We start from the raw sequence: 21449 nt of genomic DNA on the forward strand, positions 1-21449 counted from the left end.
CTTCAGAACAGTAAATGGTAAGAACAGACTTATGCAGTTACCGTCCGTAATCGGCACCCGCGACAATGATCAAGACAGTATTGATCTGCTCGGCATCTTCGGCAGCCTGATCGACCAGAAGTGGCTGATCGGCGCGCTGACCGGTGCCTTCATGGTCACCGGCGTCGCCTATGCGGTTCTGGCAACGCCGGTGTACCTGGCGAACGCGCTGGTGCAGGTCGAACCGAAAAAGAACGACATGCTCGGTTTCTCCGACCTCAACAGCATGCTCGGCGGGCAATCGCCGTCGGTGACCGAAATCGGCATCATCAAATCCCGCGCGGTGATCGGCAAAACCGTTGACGACCTGCGCCTGGATATCGACGTCACCCCCAACACGTTCCCGTTGATCGGCGGCTTTCTCTCACGGCGCTATCGCGGTGACAGCGAGACCAGCGTCGCGCCGCCGCGTTTCGGTTTGACCAGTTATGCCTGGGGTGGCGAGCGCCTGGAATTCACTCGGCTGCAATTGCCGAAAGACCTGCTCGGCAAGAAACTCACCCTGATCGCCGGCGAGCAGCAGCGTTTTGAGCTATTCGATGAAAACGACAATCTGCTCGCCGAAGGCGTCGCCGGCGAGGCGTTTGCCAATGACGGTGTAGAAGGGCAGATCGCGCACTTGTCGGCCAACCCCGGCACGCGTTTTCAGGTAGTGCGCAATCCACGCATCGTGACTATCCAGGGCTATCAGGACGCGCTGGATATCTCCGAACAGGGCAAGGAGTCGGGGATCATTCGTCTGGCGCTGGCCAGCTCGGACGCGGCCGAGGCGGTGAAGATCCTCAACAAGATCGCCTCGCTCTACGTCGAGCAAAACGTACGGCGCACTTCGGCGGAAGCTGCGCAGAGCCTCGCGTTTCTGCAAAGCCAGTTGCCCCAGGTCAAGCGTGATCTGGCCAAGGCCAGCGACGCCTTGAATGCCTACCAGACCCACGGCAAGACCGTGAACATCTCGCTGGAAACCCAGTCGGTGCTGGGCCAGTCGGTGGCGCTGGAAACGCGCATCTCCGAGCTGAAAATGCAGCAGGCCGAACTCGATCGCAAGTTCACCAAACAGCATCCGGCCTATCGCGCCTTGATGACGCAGATCGGCGAATTGACCCAGCAGCAGAAATCCCTCGAAGGCAAGGTTCAGGACTTGCCGGCCACTCAGCAGGAATTGCTCAACCTGACCCGCGACGTCGAGGTGGCTTCGCAGATCTACACGCAGTTGCTGAACAAATCCCAGGAACTCGACATCGTCCGCGCCGGGGCCGTCGGCAACGTGCGCCTGATCGACACTGCCGATGTCGACCTGACCAATCCGATCAAACCCAAAAAACCACTGATCGTGCTGATCGCGACATTGCTTGGCGCGTTTGTCGGCGTGGCCCTGGTGCTGCTGCGCAAATCCCTCAGCCGAGGCCTTGAAGGCCCGGAAGGCATCGAGCAGTTGGGCCTGCCGGTTTATGCGTCGATTCCCTACAGCGCCTTGCAGGAAGAAGAGGACAACAAAAAGGGCCGCGCCCGCGACGGCGTCGACAAGCCGGCGTACCTGCTGGCGCTGCGCAACCCGACCGATCTGTCGATCGAATCGATCCGCAGCCTGCGCACCTGCCTGCATTTTGCCGGGCTCGATTCGACCAACAACCGCATCATGATTTCCGGGCCGAGCCCACAGGTCGGCAAGACCTTCGTTTCGTCCAACCTTGCGGCGGTCATGGCCCTCAGCGGCCAGCGCGTGGTGCTGATCGATGCCGACATGCGCAAAGGGCATCTGCACAAAACCCTCAACACGCCGATCAGCAACGGTCTGTCCGACCTGCTGGTCAAGCGCTGCACCCTTGAGCAGGCGATCAACAAAGTCGAAGTCGACAACCTGCATTTCATCAGCCGGGGGCAAGTGCCGCCCAATCCTTCCGAATTGCTTATGCACGCCAACTTCCGCGAACTGCTGGCAGAACTCAGCGAGCGCTACGACCTGGTGATCATCGACACGCCGCCGCTGTTGGCAGTGACCGATGCCGCCATCGTCGGTCGCGAGGCCGGCATCAGCCTGATCGTCACCCGCTTCGGCGTGAACCCGGCCAAAGAGATCGAACTGACCATTCGCCGCTTCGCCCAGAACGGCATCGAGTTGAAAGGCGCGGTGTTCAACGGCGTCGAGAAGCGTGCGGCCAGCTATTACGGCGGCACTGGCTATTACAACTACGAATACGCGTCCGACAAATCCTGATGGTTGCCGATTGTTCTTTCCTGTTTGAAGTGGGTGAGCTGTGAAAAAAATACTGCACGTGGCAGAGACGATCAAAGGTGGCGTGGCGACGGTGATCCGCACGATCTCGGCATCCCCAGAAGACGACGCAGCGAATTATCAACTGGTCTATCTGGTACCCGAGGATCAGGCCAAGGAGCTGCACGGCATCGCCCCGCAGCAGGTGCGCACCTTCCCGCGCAGTGGTCGCAACGTGCCGTCGCTGCTGCGTTTCGCCTGGCGTCTGAGCCAGGTGCTGCTCAAGGAAAAACCCGACGTGGTGCATTTGCACAGCACCTTTTCCGGAGTTATCGGCCGTGTGGTGTGTGTGCTGTTGCGACCATGGCGTAAGCCGAAAATCGTCTACTGCCCGCACGCGTTTTCGTTCCTGATGGAAAGCTCGCCGACCAAGCAGAAGGTCTATGCGTGGATCGAGCGCGTGCTGCAGAAAGTCACCGACGTGATCATCTGCGTCAGCCAGTACGAGCTGGATAAAGCCGCGCGTTTCGGCATCGAGCGCAAGCGCATGAAGCTGATCTACAACGGCATTCATCACAAGGACGACGCACCGAAAAGCGCTGGCGCCGAGCCGATTCATCTGCTGTTCGTCGGGCGTCTGGATTACCAGAAAGGCTTCGACGTGCTGCTCAAGGCCTACGCCAAGGTCAATCGCAACGACCTCAAACTGACGGTGGTTGGCAGTGCGGTCAACGAAGATTCGGTCGAGTGCCCGCCGATGGATTCGGTCGAGTACCTGCCTTGGGTGACGCCGAGTGAAGTGCAGGCGCTGTATCAGAAAGCCGATGCGCTGATCGTGCCGAGTCGCTGGGAAGGCTTTGCCATGGTGCCGCTGGAAGGCATGGCCATGGGGCTGCCGGTGATTGCCAGCAACTGCACCTCGCTGCCGGAACTGGTCACCAATGAAGTGTCCGGCTACGTGTTTCCGTCCGGCGATCACCAGGCGCTGGCCGATGTTTTGACGATCATCCAGAAGCCGCGCCTGCTCGACCTCGGCAACGAAGGCCGGAGCATTGTCCGCGAACGCTTCAGCGCCGCATTGATGATCCGCCAGACCTACGACCTGTATCACGCTCCCACTTATTAAGTAGAACTCAAGCTTATGAACGTAACGATTTTGCATGGCTACAGTGCGTCCAACTCCGGTGACGGTCTGCTCGTCGATCTGGCCATTGCTCTGGTGCAGCGTAACTTCGGTGACGACACCGCGATCAGTGTCGTGGCGTCCGACCCTGAGTCGTTCAACTACCTGCCGCACCCGCGTTTCGATGCGCCGGTGATGGCGGCCAAGGGTCTGGGGCGGGTCAAGCAAGCGGTGTTTCTCAATCAGTCCTACGCCGGGCTCGCCGATCTGCTGAAGAAGACCGATCTGATCGTCGGCGTTGGCGGCGGTTACATGCGTTCGAAAAGCGCCTTCGAGCACATCAAGCTGAAGCTCGGCCATGCCAAGCAACTGGAAACCGCGATTCTCAGCAAAGTGCCGTCGGTGTACCTGCCGCAGAGCATCGGCCCGTTCCACGGCGAGAGCAGCAAGATCGTTGAACACTACGCCAGCGCCGATGCGGTGTTCGTTCGCGACAACCGTTCCTCGGCAATTTTTGATGCTTGCGAAAACGTCTACCGCGCGCCGGATCTGGCGGTGCAGTCGCTGGCGAGCAAGATTCTTCAGCAACCGAAATTCACCCGCTGCGCCGCCTCGCCGGCGACGGTGTGCGTGGTGCTGCGCAAGCCGCCGGAGTGGAGCAAAGAGAAGAAGGTCGCCTACGTGGCCAATCTGAAACTGCTGCTGCAGCGTCTGAAGAACAAAAGCAAAGTGGTCTGCGCCGTGCAAAGCGCCGTACGTGGCAACGATGACGGCGCGTTCTACCGCGAGCTGGGCATCAACGAAGATCTGCTGTCGCTGAAGGCAACCATTGCCAAGTACCAACCGGACCTGGTGATCTCGGTGCGTCTGCACGGCGCCATCGAATCGCTGCTCTCCGGCGTGCCGGCGTATCACATCAGCTACGAGCGCAAAGGCTTTGGCGCCTATCAGGACATGGGCGTCGAGGACTGGGTGATCAACGGCGGCGACATCGACGTCGACACCATCATCAACACCGTTTACGCACCGAATGCGCTGGCGGATTTCGGCAAGCGCCTGACCGACACTTGCCGCGAAATCGAAGCGAAAACCGTGGCCATGGACGAAATCATCAAGGGTGTCGTTCGATGATATTTCGGCTGTTGCTTCGCGGCGGAGCCTTGGGCGCGAAGTTCTTGCTGGTGTTGGCCATCACCCATTACCTCGGCTACGAGGCGCTGGGTTTTTATGGTGTGGTGGTCGCAGCGTCGTTGATCGCGTCGAAGTTCTACAGCGTCGGCTTCAGTTCCGAAATCAACCGGCTGATCAGCGTCGGCGGCAGTTCGCGGCGGGTGGTCGACAAGGTTTTGCTGCTGTATCTGGCGGTGGGACTGTTGTTGTCGATACTGACGGTGCTGATCTATTCGCTGTTCCAATCGGTAGAAGCAACCGCCACGTTGATCCTTTGCGTGACCCTGGTATTGCTCACCGAACATCTGTCGTTCGAAATCAATTCCTTCGTGTTTTCCGCGCAGAAAGCCACCGCCGGAGCTCTGCTGTTCTTCATCAAGACCGGCCTCTGGGCGGTGTTGGCGGTGGGCGGCATGGTGCTCGGCTGGGTCGCGGGCATCGCCAGTGTGTTGTGGCTGTGGGTCGCCGCCAACGTGCTGGTGATCGTCGCCGGTTATTTGATCGTGGTGAATGTGCACAAGGGCCGCGAAGCCGCGCCGCTGGACACCGCGACGGTGTGGAAGGCCGGGTTGCCGTTCTATCTCGGCACCGGTCTGATCGCCCTGAGTCAGTATGCCGAGCGCTTTCTGATCATCGACCTCGAGCCCTACGCCAGCCTCGGTAAATACGTGTACGCGTGGTCAGCGGCCAACACTTTGCAGGCATTGTCGTATGCGGTGGTGGCGGTGGTCGGCATTCCGGTGCTGGCCAAGCGTTTCCAGGCCGATCAGCAGGCATTCACGGTCAAGCAACTGTTCGTCAACAAATGGGTGATGCGCTCGCTGGTGGTCTCTGCGGTTGTGGCCGTGGCGATCTATGTGTTTTTCAATGTGCTGCTCGATTACGTCGCCGCCAGCGTGCCGCGTCCGGATAACGCGCTCCTCGCGGTGCTGATTTTTTCCTTCGCCTTGCGGGCGATTGGCGACATTGTCTGGGGCGGTTTGATTGCCTCGAAAAACAGCCGGGTGTCGCTGGCCAGCGCGGCGCTCTGCCTGCTGATTTCGGTGCCTGTCAGCTATGTGCTGATCAAGCATTACTCGATCTACGGCGCGGCGTGGGGCAACGTTTTCGCCATCGTCGTGCAGCTCAGTGTGATTGCAGTGTTGACCCGTGTCACCGGCGCGAAAAAGGCTGCGCTGTCATGGGCCTGAAATTGCCGCGCATCGAGTTTCGTGGGCGCAAATTCGATTCGTCGATTTCCTTTCTGATCCTGTTCACCGGGCTGTTTCTGTCAGTGGCGATGCCGTTGCTGGTGCCGCGTGATCCGGGGCCGGATGCGATGACCTTGTGGTCGTCATATGCGCGCGCCGACAACTGCAATTTCTGGAACCCGTTCTCGCCGGATCGCTCGTCCTACGAATGTTCGGCGTTCCTGCTGCGGCCCACCGGGATCAACCTGACCAACGCCTGGGCCTACGGCATGTTCTGCAATTTCTTCCTCACTGCAATTCCGGTGGTGGTGTTTCGGCGCATGCCGCTGACCATTTTCGGCACCCTGTGCCTGTGGGGCATCGTGCGTTCGTTTTTCCTCGAGAACCTGACCAAGGAAATCATCGTGTCGGTGGCGGTGTTGAGCATTCTGCTCAGCGCATTGACGCGCAAATATCGCGGCGGTTTTTTCCTCTCGGCGGTGATTTACGGGGTGCTGATCCGGCCGTACTGGATCCTGTTTTCGCTGTCGTGGGTCGGCGTCTGCGTGATGAAAAAGTACGTCTCGCGCTTCACCTTCTTTCTGATGCTGTTCCTGTTTTATCTGGCGGTGGCCATGGCCATTCAGCTGGCGCTGGGCTTTCCGGTGTCATCGATCCGCGCGAGCAACAACGAGCTGCGCACGGCGGGCGAGGAGGGCTCGAAATCGCTGATCGTCTCGTGGCTCAGCGGCAGTGACTTCGTCTCCCAGGCGCTGGACTCGATGATCATTTTCTTCCGGCTGTCGTTCCCGGTTGAGCTGATTCTGCTGTCCGGGCCGGGGCAGGTGATCTTCGTTGCGCTGATGATCATGACTGCACTGCTGCTGTTCAAAGTCATCACTTCGACCGACTACAAGGGCGCGCCGATCCAGACCAAACCCAAGGAACTGATCGCGATTCCGCTGGCGTTTCTGTTGGTGCAAGGCTTGTTCGAGCCGGACTTCGGCTCCTTCGCCCGACACTTCTCGATGGTGGTGCCGGTGTTGTTCGTCGGCCTGGGCTTGATGCTGCGCGCGAACAAACCGGTGCAGGTCGAATCAAGAATTCTCACTTAAGGCAGGTGCTCTATGTCGAGCAAGAAAAAATCCCTGGAGATCGAAACCCTGCGCGGCCTGGCGTGCCTGCTGCTGGTGCTCTATCACGTCATCGGCCCGCTGGGCGGCGGCTTGAAGATCGACATCGGCTCGCCGTTCCGGGTCATCGCCGACTCGATGGTGTACGTGCGCATGCCGCTGTTCACGTTCATCTCCGGCTACATCTATTCGATCTACAAGATTCGCGGCAATGACTTTTCCGCCTTCTTCGCCGGCAAGGTGCGGCGGCTGATCGTGCCGCTGTTCTGCGTCGGCGTGCCGTTCTCGGTACTGCAAGCGGTGGGGCCGGGGGTGAACAAGGACGTCGGCGTGATCGATGCGTTGTTGTCGTTCTGGGTGCCGATCAACCACTTCTGGTTCCTGCAGGCGGTGTTCAGCATTTTCATCTTCGTCGGTTTGCTGGAGTGGCGCGGTCTGCTGCGTTCGGCGACGCGGTTGTATGGTTTGTTTGCGTTTGCGGCGGTGTTGTTCCTGCTGCCACCCTTGCCGCTGGATGCGTTCGGTATCAACGGTGCGATTTACCTGCTGCCGTTTTTTGTTGCAGGGATGATCGGTCAGGAAAATGTCGATGTTTTGAAACAGCGTTTCAAAGTGATCGGGCCGCTGCTGTTTGTGCTGATCTCGCTGACGCTGTTGTATGTCGCGGCGATTGATCGTGAGCTGATTGTCGATCGCCGCAGCCTGATTGGTTTGACGGTGGGGTGCGTGTCTTGTATCGCATTGCTGTCGAGTGACATGCGCTCGAAAGCGCTGACCTGGCTCGGCGGGTATTCCTATGCAATTTTCCTTTTTCATGTGCTGTTTGCCGCGACCTCGCGGTTTGTCCTTGGGCGCCTCGGCGTGAAGGATGAGAGCTTGCTGGTGCTTGGTGGTCTGAGTTGTGGATTGCTCGGGCCGGTGCTGTTGGCGATGGTGTTCAGTCGTTTCAACTTCACTTCGGTGCTGTTCCTTGGCGAGCGCGCGGCGAAGAAAAAAGCACCGGTGATTGTCGCTCCGGTGGTGCAGACGCAGAACAGCTGAAAGCTTCGCGAGCAGGCTCGCTCCCACAGAGGTTGTGTGAATTGCACAAGGTCTTTTGTGGGAGCGAGCCTGCTCGCGAAGGGGCCATCCCGGACAAAGGAAATATTCAATGATGCCAGTAGACGCCCCTCAACCCGTCGCCACCACGGCCATCACTGTAGACGATGCCCGCCAGCGCTTTGCGCAGTGGCGCGAGGGCAAGGCCGGCAAGGTGTTGGCGGTTTCGGTGATCGGCGACAGCTACACCGCCGGGCAGGATTTCTATCTGAACAAACTGGTGCAGCGAGTGGCCGCCGAGGTGGGTTTCGCCGGCCCCGGTTACGTCGGTTTCAACCACGGCGCGGCGCTGGGCGGCACGCATTTCAAATACACCCGCAGCAGCGACAAATACTTCGGCGGCGGCTGGAAGGTTTCCGAGCTGGGCCAGGCCAGCCCGGACAGTCGCACGATCAGCGGCAACCCCGGCGCCTGGTTGCAAGTCGATGCCAGCCCTTCGCCGCGCATCGATACCACGGTCACTCAGGCGAAACTGTTGTATCTGGGCAGCGGCGAAGCCGACGAGCTGCGCTATCGCTGGTCGCCCGCGCAAGCCTGGCAACCGTTGAAACTCGCAGGCTCGGGCGTTCAGGAAGTCGCGCTAGCCGGCGTTCCATCAGCCGCAGACTGGTCATTCAAACTGGAAGTGGTGAAGGGCGCGCCCACTTTGTTCGGCCTTTGGATGACGAATGATGAGAACGGCATTCGGGTGTCGAAACTGGCGGCCTCCGGCGCGGCATCGGCGGATTTCTATCACGCCGATCGACAGTGGCAGGCGCAATGGAAAGCGGTGGTGTCGAAGATCCCGGCCGACGTTTACCTGATCATGCTCGGCGGCAACGATCAGGGCTTCGGTGTCAAACCTGCGCAGTACCTGCAAAACGTCCAGGGCCTGGTGAGCATGTTGCGCGAGATTCAGCCGGCGGCGAGCATCAACCTGATCATGCGTCAGGACACCACGCGCTCCAGCGCTTATCCGATGTCGGCCTATGCGCAGGTGCTCGAACCGTGGGCGCGGGAGCAGCATTTGGGCTTCGCCAACCTGCAATGCGCGTTCGGCCCCGACGTCAAACGCTACGCCAGCGCGATGATTGGCCCGGACAAGATTCATCCGTTGCCGGCCACGGGCGGGAAGGTGATTGCCGATTATTTTTATCGCTGGATCATGGGCGCCAACGACCATTGCGACGGCGGCGGACAATGATCGTTCCCACGCAGAGCGACGGTGATCGTTCCCACGCTCCGCGTGGGAATGCATCCTGTGACGCTCTGCGTCACGCCGCGCTGGGACGCGGAGCGTCCCGGGCGGCATTCCCACGCAGAGCGTGGGAACGATCATCGTGCAGGGGCGAAGTTGTCGACTTGTTCGAGTAATTCCGCGAGCTTCTGCGGCATCAACCGCGCATCACAGCGGGTTTCAACATTAATGATGATCGCCGGATCGTTGCAGCAGATGCGCATGCGAAAACGCCAGTCGCTGAAGATTACTTTCAGGCCATCGCGGTCGTCCATTTCCAGCGCCTGTTCGCCATACAACGCCTTCAGGTGCGCGAGCAGCGGATAAGGATCGCGCATCGGCCGGCGTATATCGCCGGACGCAGGAAACACACCGATCCGCTCCACCAGCAGAATCGTGCCCAGCCAGGTCTCATTGGCGCTGGGCAGCGGTTGATGGCGCGACAACCAGCTCATCACCCCGAGGTTGCCCACCTCACGTTCAATCTCTGTCGAATGTTGTGCAATGTTCATGGTTGCCTGCCTCTGGTGATGGGGGGCCGTCTCAGCGGCCCTTGAGGTACACGTTGTCGTAGCAGAAGTTGGTCGCCTGCAAGTAGCCCTCGGCATCGCCGCAATCAAAGCGCAGGCCTTTGAATTTGTAGGCCAGCACGCAGCCGTTCTGCGCCTGTTTCATCAGTGCGTCGGTGATCTGGATTTCGCCGCCCTTGCCCGGTTCGGTGTCGGCAATCAGGTCGAAGATGTCCGGGGTGAGGATGTAACGCCCGATGATCGCCAGGTTTGACGGCGCGTCCTGCGGCGCCGGTTTTTCCACCATGTTGTTGACCCGGTAGATGCCCTCGGAAATCAGCTCACCGGCAATCACGCCGTACTTGTGGGTCTGGTCGGCCGGGACTTCCTGGATGGCGACGATCGAGCAGCGGAATTTCCTGTACAGCTGGATCATCTGCGACAGCACACCGTCGCCTTCGAGGTTCAGGCACAGGTCGTCGGCCAGCACCACGGCAAACGGCTCGTCGCCGATCAATGGGCGGCCGCTGAGAATGGCGTGGCCCAGGCCTTTCATTTCCACCTGACGGGTGTAGGAGAAGGTGCAGGTGTCGATCAGCTCGCGGGTGCCGGCGAGGAATTTCTCTTTCTCGGTGCCACGGATCTGGTGCTCGAGTTCGTAGCTGATGTCGAAGTGGTCTTCCAGCGCGCGCTTGCCCCGGCCGGTGACGATGGCCATGTGTTGCAGGCCAGCGTCCCGTGCTTCTTCAACGGCATATTCGATCAACGGCTTGTTGACGATCGGCAGCATCTCTTTCGGCATGGCTTTGGTCGCCGGCAAGAAACGCGTGCCGTAGCCGGCAGCGGGGAACAAACATTTACGAATCATAAAAGTATCCTGGACAGTCATGGAACACAGGCGACGGTTGCGCACCACAAAGTGGCGGCAAGTTTCAATGATTATTGAAGGCTTACTTTAATACCCGAGTCAGGTTGTTGCTGGCAATTAGTTGCGCTGTTAAAAAGCGCTAATGTTATGAGATGTCGACTACTTGGTTATTAGTTATTTTTAGTCGGTATCTGTCGATAGTGATAAGTGTCCAGGGAGTGCTAATAAGTATCCGTCAAACAGTTTGACCGGCAAAAATAATTATTGCCAGTGGTTGAACTAAATTTGTTTGAGGTTGTTGTCGCCCTGTTTGTGTGAATTGCTCCGCATATCCACCAGGCATGGCTTGACACGCTACCGGGTATTTATTCAATGACGGACCGCGCTATGAAGATTCTGGTAACGGGTGGTGCCGGCTATATCGGCTCGCATACCACACTTGCATTGCTTGAAGCGGGTTATGAAGTTGTCGTTCTGGATAATCTTTGTAACAGCAGCGACGCAGCACTTCACGCCGTTGAAGCCATTTGCGGCAAAAGTGCATGGATGATTCGCGGCGATGTTTGCGATCGGCCGCTGCTCGACCGGATTTTCCGCGAGCATCAGATCGACGCCGTGCTGCATTTCGCCGGGCTCAAAGCCGTGGGCGAGAGTGTGCGCAAGCCGCTCGAATACTACGAAACCAACGTCGGCGGCAGCATCACCCTGTGTCAGGCGATGGCAGCGGCGGGGGTGTTCCGGCTGGTGTTCAGTTCCTCGGCGACGGTGTACGGCGAGCCTGAAGAAATGCCGATTCGCGAGGATTTTCCTACGGGCAATCCGACCAATCCCTACGGCCAGTCCAAGCTGATCGTCGAGAACGTGCTGCGCGACCTGAGCCTCGCCGAGCCGCGCTGGAGCATCGCGCTGCTGCGCTATTTCAACCCGATCGGCGCCCACGCAAGCGGGCACATGGGCGAAGACCCCAACGGCATCCCGAACAATCTGGTGCCGTATATCAGCCAGGTCGCGGTCGGCAGCCTGCGCGAGCTGTCGATCTTCGGTAACGATTACCCGACCGCCGATGGCACCGGCGTGCGCGATTACATTCATGTCGTCGATCTGGCGGACGGGCATTTGAAAGCGTTGCAGTCGATCAGCGAGCGCACCGGCATTCACACCTGGAACCTCGGCACCGGCGATGGCTACAGCGTGCTGCAAGTGCTGCATGCCTTCGAACAGGCCTGCGGGCGGCCGGTGCCGTACCGGATGATGCCGCGCCGCGCCGGTGATATCGCCGAGAGTTTTGCCGATGCTTCGAAAGCGGCGAAAGAACTCGGCTGGAAAGCCACGCGCAACTTGCAGGACATGGTCGCCGACACTTGGCGCTGGCAATCGAATCATCCCAATGGTTATTCGCGATGATGGCCATTTAGTCCGATGTTAGTTTCAGTCAGGTTGTTAGATAACGTCGGGAAATTACACTGGCAATGCCATTTGCAAGTCCGTAGATATAAACCTGCCGTTCGACTTTAGCAGTTGCACAGGACTGTGAAAGAACAACGGATCTTGTTCGCGCTCTTTGCGGACTTGAAAGCTACCAGCTCTGACACAGATCTGTTTTTTAACAGTTCGAATGTTAGAAAGGAGTTGTTATGAAAAAAGTGATGGCAGTTGCCCTGTTGACGATGTTGAGCAACTGGGCTGCCGCCGCTGAAGCGCCGTTGACAGCGGTAACCAATGTAGGTGGCAGTGTGGCGGCTTCGCAAGCGCCCGCGGCCAGTACTGCAATGGTTGCCAGTGCTGTAGCGGCGTCCAACAGCGGTGGCAGTGCCAACGGCGGTACCACCGGTACGACGGGTACCACCGGTACAACCGGCACGCATAACTAACAGGAACATTTGTTAGTGCAGTACAGAGTCGCCCGACGCAAGTCGGGTGACTTTGTTTTTTGGATTCGCCCTTGAATAGCGTAGTGCCATTATGACTCGTAGTGTTTATCTTTTAATGTTGGCAAGTCTCGCTTTGCAAGGTTGCATGTTTTCCCCCGGCCAGTACCTGAGCACCAGCGATATCACCCGCCAGGGTGCCAGCGAAAGCAGTCGGGTCGAGCTGATTCCGATCACCCCGAAGCTGATCGCCATGAACCGCGCCACGCAGAAGCGTGAGTCGCTGCCGGCGGAGCTGCTGGTGACGCCGGCGGAATATCGCATCGGCAACAATGACGTGCTGTACATCACCGTCTGGGATCATCCGGAGCTGACCGCCCCCTCCGGCGCGCAACAACAGATCGATGCCAACGGCCGTCTGGTGCGCTCCGATGGCACGCTGTATTACCCGTTCATCAAGGAAGTCCAGGCGGCCGGCCGGACTATCCAGCAACTGCGCGCGGACATCGAACAGCGCTTGTCGGCATTCATCGCCGAGCCGCAGGTCGACGTCGCGGTGCTGCGCTTCGCCAGCCAGAAAGTCGTGGTCACCGGCGCCGTGACGAAGGCCGGCCCGCAAGCGATTTCGACCAATCCGCTGAGTGTGGTCGAAGCCCTCGGTTCCGCTGGCATCGACACTAATAACGCCGACTTGTCGGGCCTGCTGCTGACGCGCAACGGGCGGGTGTATCCGCTCAATCTCGACTCGCTCAATCAGCAGGATTCCGAACTGCAGAACGTCTACCTCAAGGGCGGCGATCAGCTGTATCTGCCATACAACGACAACAAGCGCATCTACGTCATGGGCGAAGTCAACCAGCCACGCGCGCTGAGCTTCAAGACCGCGACCATGAACCTCTCTGACGTGCTCGGTTCGGTCGGTGGCCTGAGTCAGACCAGCTCCAACGGCAACGCGGTGTACGTGATTCGCGGCGTGGAAAATCTCGACGTCGAGCCGGCGAAGATCTATCAGCTCGAAGCCGAATCGCCGACTGCCATGGCGCTGGCCTCGCACTTTCAGGTGCGGCCGCAGGATGTCGTCTACGTCGGCCCGGCCAACGTCACTCGCTGGAACCGTTTCATCAGCCAGTTGGTGCCGTCGGCGTCGATTGTCGGCACCGGGGCTTCGGCAGCGAAGAACTGGAGCGAATACAGCAACAACAGCAAATAAGGCCGCCCGACTGTGAACCTATTGAAAGTGGGCGTCTGCCTGATGGCGGCCTCGTTGCTGTGCGGCTGTAACCCGCTGATGAGCGCATCGCTGAACAACCTCAAAGCCGCCGTCGTCGGCCCCGACGAGGTTGATGTGACAGCGGCCGAAGTCGCCGGGGTCAACTACCCGCAACTGAAACTGACCACGCCATCCGGCTCAGGTGTACTGGCGCTGGTGCGCGAGCGCGAAGACCTGCAATTCTGGGTCGCCTCCGGCAAGCAGGTGTTGCTGCTCCGCGATGGCCTCGCCGTGCGCAGCATCGGCCTCGGTCTGCAAGGTGATCTGGATGGCACACGGCTGGCCGATGATTCGCCGTTCAAACACGGTCTGCATCACGTCGCCGACGGTTTCACCACACGGCGCTGGATTGATCTGTACAAGGGCCAGGAAGTCGGCGTGATCGTCAACAGCCGCTTCTCGCGCCGCGCCACCGAGACCCTGGAAATTCTCGACAAGGCTTACTCGGTGCTGCGCGTCGACGAACAGATCGACGCGCCAGCGATCGGCCTCAGCGCAACCAACCGTTACTGGGTCGACCCGCGGGACGGTTTCATTCTGCAAAGCGAGCAACAACTGACCTCGCAATTGCGCGTGAAGCTGGTGCAATTGACTCCTGATCGCAGGCATCTGCCGTGAAGCGCTTAAGCCTAATCGCGGCGGGTCTTTTGCTGATCGCAGGGGCGAGTCAGGCCGCCGTCACTGTGTCCGGCGACGTCGCCAATCCCGGGCCGATTGCATTGCCGCCGGGTGGACGCCTGTTCGATGTGATCAGCGAAGCCGTGCCCAATGCCGAAGGCTATTGGCTGGCGGGCGGCTTGTTGCGCCAGTCGCTGATCGAGGAACAGACACGGCTCAAGGTTGGCGTGCTGTTCGATCTCGAGGTCCTGCAACGCATGGCGACGCTGTTTGATCGGCCAAGCCGCGCGGCACTGGCACAGCGCGTTGCTGAAGAGGTTCGACAAATGCCAGTGACCGGACGGCAGATCGCTGACCTTGATCCGGTGGCGGTGGAAGTCGGCTTTGCGCGCAACATTCGCCTGGATGACGGCGATCGGCTGATCTATCCGAAACGGGTTGATGAAGTGCAGGTGTTAGGCGCGGTCACCGAGCCATGTCACTTGCCGTACCAGCCATTGCAGGAGGCCCGCGAATACCTGGAAGGCTGCTCGATTCTCGACGATGCCGAGGCCGATTACCTGTGGTTGATCCAGCCCAACGGCGTGTCGCGGCGCGTCGGCATCGCGCACTGGAATCGCGAGTCCGGGCAGTTTCCGGTGGCCGGCAGCAGGATTCTGGTGCCGATAAAAAATGATGATCTTGATCCGCCTCTTCCTGAATTGAATCAGCAGTTGGCCGAATTCATTGCCACGCAGCTGGCCGAGGTGGTTCGTTGAAGTTACGTTTTGCAGCTGTGTTGTTATTGCCCTGCGGTCTGGCTCACGCCGAGCCGCGCATTACCCAGAATGACTTCGGCGGCGCCGGTCTGTTGCAGACGCCGACGGCGCGCATGGCCCCGGCCGGCGAGCTGAGCGTCAATGCCAACCGCACCGATCCCTACAGCCGCTACAGCGTGTCGTTGCAACCGCTGGACTGGCTCGAAGGTTCGTTCCGCTACACCGCGATCACCAACCGGCCGTACGGCTCGGAGGCCCTCAGCGGCAGTCAAAGCTACAAGGACAAGGCGGTCGACGCCAAAGTGCGCCTGTGGCAGGAAAGCCACTGGGCGCCGGAAGTGGCGCTGGGCTTTCGAGATATCGGTGGTACCGGTTTGTTCTCCAGCGAATTCTTCGTCGCCAACAAGCGCTTCGACAATTTCGACTTCAGCGCCGGCATTGCCTGGGGCTACATCGGTAATCGCGGCGACTTCGACAACCCGCTGGGCTACGTCAGCAATCGCTTCGATACGCGCCCGGCGCTGGAAGGCACCGGTGACGTCAACTCCGGCTCGTACTTTCGTGGCAAGCCTTCGCTGTTTGGTGGCGTGAGCTACCAGACGCCGTGGGATCGGCTGAGTCTGAAGCTTGAATTCGAAGGCAACGACTACAAGAACGAGCCGAAGGACAACGAGATCAAACAGGACTCGCCGATCAACCTCGGCGCGGTGTTCAAGGTGACGGATTCGATCGACCTGAGCGCCGCGTGGGAGCGGGGCAACACGGCGATGTTCGGCGTGACCTTTCACACCAATTTCGTCAGCCGCAAGGCGCCGGCCAAGACCTACGATCCGACCCCCGAACCGCTGCCGGCGAAGGCGCCGACGACCTCGATGGATCAGGTCAACTGGGCCGATGTGTCGCGGCGTTTGCAGCAGAATGCCGGGTACAAGGTCGAGCGCATCAGCCAGCGCGATTCCGAACTGATCGTCTATGGCGAGCAGCAGCGTTATTTCCATTCGTCCAAAGCCGTTGGCCGCGCGAGCCGGATTCTCGACAACAGCGTCAACGACGACATCGACTGGTTTACCGTGGTCAACAAGCGCTATGACTTGCCGCTGGAAGAAACCAGCCTGCCGCGCCAGACCTTCCGCGAAGTGATCAACAACGAAGAACCCTTGGAGGCGCTGCACCGCACTACCGAAATCAACCCGGCGATGCCGCACAACGAGAAAACCCTCTACACCGAAGCGCCGCAGCATTTCAGCTATGGCGTGGGTCTGGGCTTCAAGCAAAACGTCGGCGGCCCGGATGGTTTGCTCTATCAATTCAGTGCTGACGCGGACGCGGAATATCGCTTCAACCGCAACACCTGGTGGAGCGGTTTGCTCAGCGCCAACCTGGTCAACAACTTCGACAAATTCGTCTACGACGCGCCGAGCGGATTGCCCCGCGTGCGCACGGATTTGCGCCAGTACCTGACGACGTCAAACACGACCATGCCCTTGTTTCAGCTCAGCCATGCCGAGCAGTTGGACAAGGATCTGTACGGCATGGTGTACGGTGGCTATCTGGAATCGATGTTTGCCGGCGTCGGTGCGGAAGTGTTGTTCCGCCCGACCGGCGAGCGCTGGTCGCTGGGCGCGGATCTGAACTGGGTGCGCCAGCGTGATTTCGATCAGGGCTTTGCTCTGCGCGATTACTCGGTAGTGACCGGGCATATCACCGGCTATACCGATCTGCCGTTCGACACGCTGGCGGCGGTCAGTGTCGGGCGGTATCTGGCCGGAGACTGGGGCACCACCGTGGACATCTCGCGCGAGTTTTTTAACGGCGTGCGCGTCGGTGCCTGGGCAACCATCACCACGGCCAGTAGCGCCGAATATGGTGAAGGTAGTTTCGACAAAGGCCTGTACCTGTCGATCCCGTTCGACGAAATGATGAGCATGTCGACCATGCGCCGGGCCAACCTGGTCTGGGCGCCACTGACCCGAGATGGCGGCGCCAGACTGAGCCGCAGCTATCAACTGCACTCGATGACGGATAGCCGGGAAGGGGACATGTTCTATCGCAACTTCGAGAAGATTACCGAGTAAGCGCTGGTCTGTAGGAGCGAGCCTGCTCGCGAAGGCGCCGGCGCATCCAACATCTTCATCGCCTGACACAACGCTTTCGCGAGCAGGCTCACTCCCACAGGGGTTGTGTTACAGCACAGTTTTCGACCCTAACCCTGATCCCTGTGGGAGCGAGCCTGCTCGCGAAGGCGCCGGCACATTTAACATCTCCAGTGCCTGACACACCGCTTTCGCGAGCAGGCTCGCTCCCACAGGGGGTTGTGTTACAGCACAGTTTTCGACCCTAACCCTGATCCCTGTGGGAGCGAGCCTGCTCGCGAAGGCGCCGACACATCCAACATCGCCATCGCCTGACACACCGCTTTCGCGAGCAGGCTCGCTCCCACGGGGGCGCACCTGTAGTCGATACTGGTTACCCAAATCCCGCCCACAAAAAAGGGGACTTTCGTCCCCTTGTGATCTGCAGCGCTGAACCTCAGTAAATATCCTTCGACAACAACGTAAACGGCGTCTTCACCAGGATCTTCAGATCCAGCCACAACGACCAGCTGTTGATGTACTGCAGGTCGATCTCGACACGCTTCTGCATCTTGTCGATGGTGTCGGTCTCACCGCGGCAGCCACTGATCTGTGCCAGGCCAGTGATGCCCGGTTTGATTCGGTGGCGGGCCATGTAAGCGAGGATCTTGCCCGAGTAGTAATTGTTGTGCGCCACCGCATGCGGCCGTGGACCCACCAGCGCCATGTGCCCCTGCAACACGTTGAACAGTTGCGGCAACTCATCGAGGGAAGTGCGGCGAATAAAACGGCCTACTGCGGTAATGCGCGAGTCATTGCGGCTGGCCTGTTTCACTTCGCGGTCATCGTGGACACGCATCGAGCGGAATTTCCAGACCTTGATCACCTTGCCGTTCCAGCCATGGCGGTCCTGCTTGAAAAACACCGGGCCGGGCGAGTTGATTTTCACCGCCAGAGCGATGATCAACAGCAGCGGACTGAGCGCAATGATCGCCAGGAACGCCACGGTTTTTTCAACCAGACTCTTGCTCAGGGCAGCGGTCGGGCGGCTGGTCAGCGGGCTTTCGTTCAGGTAAATCGCCGGCAGGCCGTCCACGACTTTCACCGAATGATTGAGCAGGGTCAGGCTGTTCAAGTCCGGCACCCACACCACATCGACGTTGGCCCCGAGCAAATCGACATACATCGCTTCGATCTTCGCCGCTTCGCACAGCGGCAGGGTAATGTAGAGGCGGCGAATGTCGTGGGCTTCGATCAGCTCAAGCAACTCGTCCTGAGCGCCAACGACACGCGGTGCGTCGGAAGCGAGGACCGGTTTGTCACCGTTGCTGACCAGACCGATCAGCGGCAGGTTTTCCAGTTGGCTGAGCTTTTTCGCCAGGCCCAACGCCAATTCGCCAGTACCGACGATCAACGTTCGGTGTTCGCTTTTACGCGAACGCTGGTAGTACTTGGAAAATGCATGCAGCGGCGCGTAGAGGAACGCCTGACCGAGGAAGCCATACACCGCCCAGCTGAGAATCACCTGACGGGAAAACAGCTCATCGGCCTGGCAGACAAACGCGATGCACGCCAGCGCGGCCATGGTCATCGACCAGCCCATGAACAAGCGGCCGAGGCCGGTCAGGTAGTTGTCGCGTTTGCGATAAACGCCGCTGAATGTGTAAGCCGGCACCGACGCCAGGACGGCGAGGGTGGCGCACATTCGGTAGTAGAACGCGACGGTGCCGGTGTGCTGTTCAGCGAGGATGAACAGCAGCGTCACAACGAAAGCCTGTGCCAGCGCCCATTGGCCCCAAAAGGTCAGTCCCTTGAGGCCCGTGCTTCGATTAATACTGAGAGAAAGATCCATACGATATCCCCAAAAGACGTCCATTCAGGTTTCAACAGTTGAAAGCCGAGTTGTTATGCAGACTTATTGTTTTTGTTTTAGCGAGTGTCTTGAGGTAACAACATCGAGAGCCGAACTGTCGTCAGCCAATAGACTAAGTTATTGCCGGGAATGGTGTCTGACGAGTTCTAACAAGATGGCACAATGCCAACTTTTTAATAATTAAATAGAAGGTTGTTAGAAAAGGTCGCAGAGCGGGGGATGAAAAAGCGAGGGCGTATTTGTTACTGTTGAAGGGTGAAGGCAGGGAAGCTTTTATTGAATCAGGGAGGGAAAACCAAACAGAGTGCTCTTCTTGTTGTTGTAGTCGCACTTTATATCTGTTTGTCTTGGTTTGTGTGTCGCTTGTGATTAAGCAACGACTTCCTGGATCAGGCAATATCCGCGATTTCTTACGGCTCGGAACAATCGCTCGCCATTACTTGCGCTCTTGAATTTATCCTGCAATCGGCTCAGGCACATTTCCAGGCCACGGTATTGCTCGGGTTCCCGACCAATGCTGATGATCAAGTCATCACGACTGACCACGCGCTCTTCATGGCTCAGCATTTTCCTGACCAGAGCGGTTTCCAAACCAGTCAGGCTGATCGCAACATTGTCCTTGAGCAACACGCCTTGTTCATCGTCAAGATGCCAGGTGTCGCTGCAAGGCTCAGTGCTCTCGCAGACATTGGAGATATGAGCGCGCTCTGCACTGCGTGTCGGGAAGCTTTGAAACGGATTGTCTGTTTGCGCAGCTCGCCATTCATTTTCAAGAGTGGCCAGTATGCGTTGAGTATCATGTTCGATACTGCGCGCAACATTCTTTCGGCTGAGGCTTGGGTAACTGAACTCCATGACCATCGGGGCGGAAGAGGGCGAAGCAACACCTTCAACAAACATTTGTGCCTGCGACGTGCCAAACGAATTGAAACGCTCACTGGACAAGATGCTTTCCAGTTCACGTTGCGACGTTGTGCTGTGCGTCACAACAACAAAATATTTTCTGGGGAGGGTTGTACTCGTTTCCATGTCTCTCTCCTAAATACACACCAAAATTGGCTAAAAGATAAATCGGCAGGCGAGCAATGACTTCCTCGGAAGTAATCGTAGGCAGGGTTCTGGCCGAAAATGGCCATCGATAAATTCCACTCGATCTGCTGCTATGTTATGGAGTTTTATTGTTATGTGGCGTGATGCCGTGCTCATTCAAGTGCTTGAGTTTTAATAAGTATGAGGCGCAATTGAAACGATATGGCTGCATCAGACGATCCTTCGTACGTATGCAAAAGGGAAGACTGCCCGAGACTCAGGCAGTCGATATCAGGCCCCGCATCAGGCGATAGCCGTAGCCGCGGATGCTCTGAATCGCGTTTGTACCATACATGTCCTTGATTTTTCCACGCAAGCGACTGATTGATTTTTCCAGTGCCCGAGGGTCGTAGAAATTGGTGTTGAGGCCCATGATGCTGGCGATTTCATCATGACTCAGAATGTGATTGCCGGTGTGCGCAAAGGCCTCGAGGATCTTCATTTCGGCGAAAGAGATATCCAGTTTGCGCCGACTGTCCATCAGGCAGATCCGCGTCGGATCAAGCGTGAGATTGATATCTCGTTGCCAGTCTTCGCTGTTGAAGAACTCCGCGAGCAAGTCTTCGCTGTCATCGCTCAATGTGTTGAGCTTGATACAGGCATCCGCCCCGGCGAGGAAATATTTGATCTTGTTGACGGCACCGCGGCCGGTAACGACAGCGCAAATAAGTGGCTTCAAGTTGTCATCGCGCAGGGTCTGCACCAGGGCCAGATTTTCTTCGATGGCTTGTGGACTATCGATGATGACGAAAATGGCGCGATAGGAACCTATGTAGCCGTGCTGTTTATATGAACTAGTGAAAGCACCTGTTTCCAGGGTCATATCGGGTTGCACGTGCTTTGCGATCAGCGATCTGAAATGATCAGCCACACCCAGTGTACGACCCAGCGCAAGAACACCGGATTCATCATTTGTCGGGCGCGGACTTCTCGTCGCCAAGTTCCCTGAGAGCATCATGCGTTGACTCGAATTAGGTGCTGACATCGGGATGTTAAAGCACCGGTTCTCATCTGTGACTGACAATTGGTAACATTTGTGCGGATTTTAGACGTGTCTCCCGAGTTTTCTAACAATAACTAAGCTTTTCAGGCTTTTAGTTGATTTTCTCGGGCTTGTGAACTAACGCGTAGATGATGGCTATATGCAATGGTGCCACTATTTTGAGCTTGTGGCGATGGCTTTGTCTATGTCCTTTTGCCATTGATTGGCCATGTCAACAATGTGTGAGGTTGATCACACTTCATATCTGAACTGAAACATTTGTTGTAATAGATGTAAATTTTTTCCGTTTAGTTCGTCGGCCGACGATTACTAACAGCTCTTGAGTCTAACTCTGCATAAACCCTATTCTTCCGGATCGGCG

General features: G+C 58.2%; 18 protein-coding genes. 13 read left to right on the plus strand and 5 right to left on the minus strand.

Features of this window, described 5'->3' with window-relative positions:
• Nucleotides 1–31: 31 nt before the first annotated feature.
• From V8J63_RS19635 to V8J63_RS19665, 7 genes are all read left to right on the plus strand, one after another.
• Nucleotides 32–2254, plus strand: coding sequence for a polysaccharide biosynthesis tyrosine autokinase (locus V8J63_RS19635; protein WP_130887715.1), 2223 nt, complete (start codon nt 32–34; stop codon nt 2252–2254).
• A 40-nt stretch (nt 2255–2294) separates the two neighbouring features.
• A complete protein-coding gene (locus V8J63_RS19640) occupies nt 2295–3377 on the plus strand; it encodes a glycosyltransferase (protein ID WP_016775464.1) in 1083 nt (360 codons plus the stop codon).
• A gap of 15 nt (nt 3378–3392) precedes the next feature.
• Nucleotides 3393–4505, plus strand: coding sequence for a polysaccharide pyruvyl transferase family protein (locus V8J63_RS19645; RefSeq protein ID WP_041477306.1), 1113 nt, complete (start codon nt 3393–3395; stop codon nt 4503–4505).
• A complete protein-coding gene (locus V8J63_RS19650; RefSeq protein WP_336464515.1) occupies nt 4502–5734 on the plus strand; it encodes a phosphoribosylaminoimidazole carboxylase in 1233 nt (410 codons plus the stop codon). The genes V8J63_RS19645 and V8J63_RS19650 overlap by 4 nt, the downstream gene beginning before the upstream one ends.
• The gene (locus V8J63_RS19655; protein ID WP_016775461.1) at nt 5725–6828 is read left to right on the plus strand and encodes a hypothetical protein; all 1104 of its coding nucleotides are present in this window, start codon (nt 5725–5727) and stop codon (nt 6826–6828) included. Before V8J63_RS19650 ends, V8J63_RS19655 begins: the two co-directional genes overlap by 10 nt.
• Before the next feature lie 12 nt (nt 6829–6840).
• Entirely contained in the window at nt 6841–7887 is a 1047-nt protein-coding gene (locus V8J63_RS19660; protein WP_024013615.1) for an acyltransferase family protein, read from the plus strand.
• 109 nt (nt 7888–7996) lie between these two features.
• A complete protein-coding gene (locus V8J63_RS19665; protein ID WP_336464516.1) occupies nt 7997–9127 on the plus strand; it encodes an SGNH/GDSL hydrolase family protein in 1131 nt (376 codons plus the stop codon).
• 131 nt (nt 9128–9258) lie between these two features.
• Here the strand turns inward: V8J63_RS19665 and V8J63_RS19670 are convergent, their stop codons facing one another.
• Nucleotides 9259–9672, minus strand: a complete 414-nt coding sequence (locus V8J63_RS19670) for a mannose-1-phosphate guanylyltransferase (protein WP_197891039.1) — start codon at nt 9670–9672, stop codon at nt 9259–9261.
• A gap of 31 nt (nt 9673–9703) precedes the next feature.
• Nucleotides 9704–10537, minus strand: coding sequence for a UTP--glucose-1-phosphate uridylyltransferase GalU (galU, locus tag V8J63_RS19675; protein ID WP_041477294.1), 834 nt, complete (start codon nt 10535–10537; stop codon nt 9704–9706).
• A 387-nt stretch (nt 10538–10924) separates the two neighbouring features.
• On the opposite strand from galU, the gene galE reads away from it, so the two are divergent.
• The 6 genes from galE to V8J63_RS19705 all read left to right on the plus strand — a co-directional run bounded on the left by galE (nt 10925) and on the right by V8J63_RS19705 (nt 17126).
• Complete coding sequence (gene galE, locus V8J63_RS19680) at nt 10925–11941, plus strand: UDP-glucose 4-epimerase GalE (protein WP_016775458.1); 1017 nt, start codon at nt 10925–10927, stop codon at nt 11939–11941.
• Between the two features lie 230 nt (nt 11942–12171).
• Nucleotides 12172–12408, plus strand: a complete 237-nt coding sequence (locus V8J63_RS19685) for a hypothetical protein (RefSeq protein ID WP_016775457.1) — start codon at nt 12172–12174, stop codon at nt 12406–12408.
• Nucleotides 12409–12553: 145 nt separating this feature from the next.
• Nucleotides 12554–13615: a polysaccharide biosynthesis/export family protein gene (locus V8J63_RS19690; protein WP_042609067.1), complete on the plus strand. Its 1062-nt coding sequence runs from the start codon at nt 12554–12556 to the stop codon at nt 13613–13615.
• Between the two features lie 12 nt (nt 13616–13627).
• Nucleotides 13628–14293 (plus strand): YjbF family lipoprotein, encoded by a 666-nt coding sequence (locus V8J63_RS19695; RefSeq protein WP_125918352.1) that lies wholly within the window; start codon nt 13628–13630, stop codon nt 14291–14293.
• Nucleotides 14290–15051 (plus strand): capsule biosynthesis GfcC family protein, encoded by a 762-nt coding sequence (locus tag V8J63_RS19700; protein WP_336464517.1) that lies wholly within the window; start codon nt 14290–14292, stop codon nt 15049–15051. The genes V8J63_RS19695 and V8J63_RS19700 overlap by 4 nt, the downstream gene beginning before the upstream one ends.
• Complete coding sequence (locus tag V8J63_RS19705) at nt 15048–17126, plus strand: YjbH domain-containing protein (protein ID WP_336464518.1); 2079 nt, start codon at nt 15048–15050, stop codon at nt 17124–17126. The genes V8J63_RS19700 and V8J63_RS19705 overlap by 4 nt, the downstream gene beginning before the upstream one ends.
• A gap of 454 nt (nt 17127–17580) precedes the next feature.
• Here V8J63_RS19705 and V8J63_RS19710 read toward each other — a convergent pair whose 3' ends face one another.
• The 3 genes from V8J63_RS19710 to V8J63_RS19720 form a co-directional block, all read right to left on the minus strand.
• A complete protein-coding gene (locus V8J63_RS19710) occupies nt 17581–18975 on the minus strand; it encodes an undecaprenyl-phosphate glucose phosphotransferase (RefSeq protein ID WP_016775452.1) in 1395 nt (464 codons plus the stop codon).
• A gap of 390 nt (nt 18976–19365) precedes the next feature.
• Nucleotides 19366–20025 carry a winged helix-turn-helix domain-containing protein gene (locus V8J63_RS19715; RefSeq protein WP_122699470.1) on the minus strand — a complete coding sequence of 220 codons (660 nt, stop codon included), beginning with the start codon at nt 20023–20025 and terminating at the stop codon, nt 19366–19368.
• 277 nt (nt 20026–20302) lie between these two features.
• Nucleotides 20303–21043 carry a winged helix-turn-helix domain-containing protein gene (locus tag V8J63_RS19720; protein ID WP_125918355.1) on the minus strand — a complete coding sequence of 247 codons (741 nt, stop codon included), beginning with the start codon at nt 21041–21043 and terminating at the stop codon, nt 20303–20305.
• Nucleotides 21044–21449: the final 406 nt, after the last annotated feature.

It is taken from the genome of Pseudomonas sp. CCNWLW23, assembly GCF_037095675.1.
In the GTDB taxonomy this organism is placed as follows: domain Bacteria; phylum Pseudomonadota; class Gammaproteobacteria; order Pseudomonadales; family Pseudomonadaceae; genus Aquipseudomonas; species Aquipseudomonas atacamensis.

Excerpts from the sequence above, each read along its gene's own strand:
- V8J63_RS19720 (WP_125918355.1), bottom strand. The coding sequence starts at position 21,043 with ATGATGCTCTCAGGGAACTTGGCGACGAGAAGTCCGCGCCCGACAAAT.
- galE (WP_016775458.1), top strand. The coding sequence starts at position 10,925 with ATGAAGATTCTGGTAACGGGTGGTGCCGGCTATATCGGCTCGCATACC.
- V8J63_RS19670 (WP_197891039.1), bottom strand. The coding sequence starts at position 9,672 with ATGAACATTGCACAACATTCGACAGAGATTGAACGTGAGGTGGGCAAC.
- V8J63_RS19655 (WP_016775461.1), top strand. The coding sequence starts at position 5,725 with ATGGGCCTGAAATTGCCGCGCATCGAGTTTCGTGGGCGCAAATTCGAT.
- V8J63_RS19715 (WP_122699470.1), bottom strand. The coding sequence starts at position 20,025 with ATGGAAACGAGTACAACCCTCCCCAGAAAATATTTTGTTGTTGTGACG.
- V8J63_RS19660 (WP_024013615.1), top strand. The coding sequence starts at position 6,841 with ATGTCGAGCAAGAAAAAATCCCTGGAGATCGAAACCCTGCGCGGCCTG.
- V8J63_RS19690 (WP_042609067.1), top strand. The coding sequence starts at position 12,554 with ATGTTTTCCCCCGGCCAGTACCTGAGCACCAGCGATATCACCCGCCAG.
- V8J63_RS19685 (WP_016775457.1), top strand. The coding sequence starts at position 12,172 with ATGAAAAAAGTGATGGCAGTTGCCCTGTTGACGATGTTGAGCAACTGG.
- V8J63_RS19710 (WP_016775452.1), bottom strand. The coding sequence starts at position 18,975 with ATGGATCTTTCTCTCAGTATTAATCGAAGCACGGGCCTCAAGGGACTG.
- V8J63_RS19665 (WP_336464516.1), top strand. The coding sequence starts at position 7,997 with ATGATGCCAGTAGACGCCCCTCAACCCGTCGCCACCACGGCCATCACT.
- V8J63_RS19635 (WP_130887715.1), top strand. The coding sequence starts at position 32 with ATGCAGTTACCGTCCGTAATCGGCACCCGCGACAATGATCAAGACAGT.
- galU (WP_041477294.1), bottom strand. The coding sequence starts at position 10,537 with ATGATTCGTAAATGTTTGTTCCCCGCTGCCGGCTACGGCACGCGTTTC.
- V8J63_RS19650 (WP_336464515.1), top strand. The coding sequence starts at position 4,502 with ATGATATTTCGGCTGTTGCTTCGCGGCGGAGCCTTGGGCGCGAAGTTC.
- V8J63_RS19645 (WP_041477306.1), top strand. The coding sequence starts at position 3,393 with ATGAACGTAACGATTTTGCATGGCTACAGTGCGTCCAACTCCGGTGAC.